Consider the following 4,802-nt stretch of genomic DNA (forward strand, 5'->3'; position numbering starts at 1 on the left):
GAGGTATTTCCAAAACAGAAAGCTAAAGAATGGTTCCAAAGTCTGGAAGAGTATGTTGAAGAGAATGATTATTTCTCAAAACAGAAAGAGGGGCTTGACCGTTATTTTAGTGATCTTAAATCTGATCGTCCGCAAATTTACGGGATTTACTGGTCAAAAGCCCAAATTGAAGCCCGCCAGGATGAATCAATGGCTAAAACCAGATCGTTCCTCAACCGGATCTGGGATTTTCAGTCCCATGGTACACAATATTTTCATCCGGACCGGGAATGTACTTATGCCGATAGAATCCGAATGCGACAACCAGGCGATCAAAGTCTAGGATTGTCTCCGCACATGGATTCAGGCTCGGTAGAGCGGTGGTTAGACCCAGCCTACAGAAAAACCTACAGGAGCCTCTTTGAAACAAATTGGGAAGAGTATGATCCCTACTCAGGAGTCCATCGGTCAAAGGTTGAAGGAATCGACTCACCAGCGGTCTGTCGTGCATTCAGGACATGGCAGGGTTGGACCGCTTTAAGTCGTCAGGGCCCCGGTGATGGGACTTTGCAACTGATTCCCTGCATTGACACGATTGCTTATGTTTTGATGCGTCCGATGCTGGAAGATGTTCCTGAAGAAATGTGGGACATGCTGGAACAAATGATCAAATCTAAAAAAGGAAAGTAGTTGTACACTTCTTAATTTGAACCGGGCCTCGTAGCCCGGTTTTTTTATGTAGTTCAATGTTATTTTTTAGACATTACCGTATTATTAATATGTATTAATTGATATGAAATATTATCTTGTGCGCAATTAATTAACACCTATTTCAATTTATTATGAAAAAAAACCTAACAGGCAACCTTTGGATGCTGTTCCTGGTATTTACTGGTATTGGTTTCGCTCAATCTAGCGATACCGATGAGATCCCAATGGATCCAAACGTGAAGATCGGGAAGCTTGACAATGGTCTAACCTATTACATTCGCAACAATGGGAAGCCGGAAGACAAATTAGAATTACGTCTCGCGCTTAAAGCAGGCTCTATTCTGGAAAACGATGATCAGCAAGGTCTTGCTCATTTTATCGAACACATGAACTTTAACGGTACCAAGAATTTTGAAAAAAATGAACTGGTAGATTACCTGCAAAGCATTGGAGTGAAATTTGGAGCAGATCTTAATGCCTATACCAGTTTTGATGAAACGGTATATATTCTGCCAATTCCAAGTGATGATGCTGAAAAACTCGAAAAAGGATTCACCATTCTTGAAGATTGGGCCCATAATGCTCTTCTTACTGAAGAAGCTATCGATGGCGAACGTGGAGTTGTATTGGAAGAATACAGACTTGGACTGGGGCCAGATAAGAGAATGATGCAGGAATACCTTCCGAAGGTAATGTACAATTCGAGATATGCCGAAAGACTTCCAATAGGAAAGAAAGATGTGATTGAGAATGCAGATTACGAAACTATTCGTAACTACTATAAAGACTGGTACCGTCCGGGACTTATGGCGGTTATTGCTGTTGGTGATCTCGATGTGGAAACTATCGAACAAAAGATCAAATCTCATTTCTCAAATCTTGAAGCCAGGGAAAATCCGGTAGAACGTAAAGAATATGGTGTACCTAACCATGATTCAACTTTTGTAGCTATCGCATCAGACCCTGAAGCTAACTTTAGCCAGGTTAGTATCTATTATAAGGATATGGATGAGGCAGAAGATGTAGTGACTATTGCAGATTACAAGAAACAACTGGAAAAAAACATGTTTTCTTCTATGATCAATAACAGGCTGCAGGAACTTGCCAACTCCTCTACTCCTCCATTTACTTATGGTTTCTCTTATTACGGCGGAACTTATTCTCCAAAGAAAAACGCATATCAATCTTTTGCAATGGCTGGGGAAAATTCACAAATGGAAGCTCTAAAAGCATTGGTAACAGAAAATGAGCGAGTAAAAAGATATGGTTTTAGCGAAGCTGAATTTGAAAGAGCTAAGAAAGAATATCTTGCTCAGCTTGAGAAAGCTTATAAGGACCGTGACAAGCAGGAAAGCAATAGAATTATTGGACAATACGTAAGTCATTTCCTGGAAGATTCACCAATACCTGGAACAGAATGGACCTACGAATTTGCTAAGAACAATCTTGATAACATTAAACTGGACAACATCAATGGATTGATAAACAACTTCCTGCATGATGAAAATAGAGTGATCGTTTTCACTGGTCCAGAAAAAGAATCGGTTAAAAAGATTTCTGAAGAACAGGTACTTGCCGTTCTTGATGACGTTAAAAACTCAGATATCGAGAAGTATGCAGATGAAGAAGTTCGTGAAAATCTAATTACTGAAATGCCTGAAAAAGGTTCTGTAAAAGAATCAACTACGAATGAAGAATTAGGGATTACAACCATGATCCTTAGCAACGGTGCTAAAATAATGCTGAAGAAAACTGATTTCAAAAATGACGAGATCCTGTTTTCAGCATATAGTGAAGGAGGAAACTCTTTGTACTCAGACGACGAATATATGTCTACAGTTTATGCCAATGCTGGTCTTAACGAAGCTGGTGTAGGAGGTTTAGATAAGAATGACATGAATAAAATGATGAGCGGTAAGATCGTGAATGTGAATCCGCAGATATCTACTTATTCTGAAGGTTTAAATGGATCTTCTACCCCTAAAGATTTCGAGACCCTGATGCAAATGATCCATTTGTATTTTACAGATCTTAACAAAGACGAAGAGGCTTATCAGTCCTTTGTAACTAAGCAGAAGAATTTCCTGGGTAACCTGATGTCCAATCCAAACTTCTATTTTCAAAATGAGTTGAGTAAATTCAGAAATGAAGGTAATACGAGATATGTAGGTTTCCCTACTCCAGAAAAGTATGACGAAATGGATTACGATCTTGCTTACCAGAAATACCAGGAACGTTTTGCTGATGCTTCAGACTTTACATTTTTCTTCGTAGGAAATGTAGATGAAGCTCAATTAAAGGAATACGCCAGCACTTATATCGCTAGTCTTCCTGCTTCCAATTCCGATGAAGAATACAAAGCGCCAGTTTTTAGAGAGAAAACCGACGAGCAGCGTACTAAAACTATCTACAAAGGTTCCGATCCTAAAAGTCAGGTAAGCATCATCTGGAATGGTGAAACTGAATATGACAAAGAAGACGATCTTGCATTGTCTGCACTTGGAGAAGTTCTTACCATTAAACTGGTAGAACAACTGCGTGAGGAGGAAGGTGGTGTTTACGGAGTTGGAGCTCGTGGAAACATGTCTCAAATTCCTTATGACAGCTACAACTTTTCGATCTCCTTCCCATGTGGACCTGAGAATGTAGACAAGCTTACGAAAGCTGCGCTTGCTGAAGTTGAAAAGCTAAGAACTGAAGGGCCTACGGAAGAAGATCTTGCAAAAGTGAAAGAGACATTTAAGGTACAGCGCAAGGAACAATTGCAGGAAAACCAATTCTGGATGCAACAGCTTAGAAAAGCTGAAGAAGAAGGTTTCAAATTGAGCGAGATCAACAAATTCAATGAAATGGTTGATGATCTTGAAGCAGAAGAGCTTCAGGACCTAGCGGAAGAATTCTTAGATTCAAATTATCTACTGGGCGTTCTAATGCCAGAAACTGAAGAAACTTCAGCAGAATAAATAAAGCAAAATTTTGTTTAATTGACCGCCGCCAGAATTAACCTGGCGGCGGTTTTTTATTTTAAGCATTCTTCAGAAGCTGTTAACAAATACATTTTCTAAACCTATAATAAATTGTATTTTTACCTTTCAAAAATCAGACTGAATTAATGGGTAAAATCATTGCTATTGCCAACCAAAAGGGAGGAGTGGGTAAAACCACAACATCTGTAAACCTTGCAGCTTCACTTGGGGTTTTAGAGAAAAAGATCTTATTGATTGATGCCGATCCACAGGCCAATGCCACATCGGGATTGGGGATAGATGTTGAGGAAGTGGAAAATGGAACTTATCAACTATTGGAGCACTCGGTAAAAGCAGAAGATGCCATTCAAAAAACCAATTCCCCTAACCTGGATATTATCCCGGCACATATAGACCTTGTTGCTATAGAAATTGAACTGGTGGATCAGGAGAACAGGGAAAGCATGTTGAAACGTGCTATTACTCCTTTGAAGGAACTGTATGACTATATCCTCATAGATTGTGCTCCATCTCTTGGACTACTCACGCTAAATGCGCTTACTGCTTCAGATTCTGTGATCATACCTATCCAATGTGAATATTTTGCACTCGAAGGTCTGGGCAAATTACTTAACACCATTAAAAGCGTTCAGAAACTTCATAATAACAAGCTCGATATTGAAGGTTTGCTATTAACTATGTATGATTCAAGGTTACGTTTGTCTAATCAGGTGGTAGATGAGGTTAAAAAACATTTTGATGAGATGGTTTTCGAAACAATCATTCAGCGAAATGTTCGTTTAAGTGAAGCACCAAGTTATGGTGAAAGTATCATTAACTATGATGCTTCCAGTAAAGGAGCCAGCAATTACCTAAGCCTGGCACATGAAATTATTAAGAAAAACGAATAGAAATGGCTAAGGCTACCAGAAAACAGGCATTGGGAAGAGGACTTTCAGCCTTACTCAAAGATCCTGATAACGATATAAAATCTGCAGAAGATAAAAATGCCGATAAACTCGTTGGGCACATTGTTGAACTGGAACTATCTTCTATTGAAGTAAACCCATTTCAGCCAAGAACCAGTTTTAACGAAGATTCGCTTAAGGAACTTGCTACTTCCATTCGGGAACTCGGAGTGATCCA

At 39.3% G+C, this 4,802-nt stretch carries 4 protein-coding genes; all 4 read left to right on the forward strand.

Annotation, left to right across the window (positions count from 1 at the left end):
* Window positions 1–669, forward strand: a 669-nt coding sequence (locus tag QZ620_RS13440; protein WP_295182595.1) for a YbiU family protein, incomplete at its 5' end; no start/stop codon positions are given.
* A gap of 152 nt (window positions 670–821) precedes the next feature.
* Window positions 822–3,653, forward strand: a complete 2,832-nt coding sequence (locus QZ620_RS13445) for a pitrilysin family protein (protein WP_295182596.1) — start codon at window positions 822–824, stop codon at window positions 3,651–3,653.
* A gap of 149 nt (window positions 3,654–3,802) precedes the next feature.
* A complete protein-coding gene (locus QZ620_RS13450; protein ID WP_141878241.1) occupies window positions 3,803–4,567 on the forward strand; it encodes an AAA family ATPase in 765 nt (254 codons plus the stop codon).
* A gap of 2 nt (window positions 4,568–4,569) precedes the next feature.
* Window positions 4,570–4,802: ParB N-terminal domain-containing protein (locus tag QZ620_RS13455; protein ID WP_295182599.1), on the forward strand; the 233-nt coding region annotated here is incomplete at its 3' end.

Origin of the sequence: uncultured Christiangramia sp. (genome assembly GCF_913046405.1) — a bacterium.
Lineage (GTDB): Bacteria > Bacteroidota > Bacteroidia > Flavobacteriales > Flavobacteriaceae > Christiangramia > Christiangramia marina.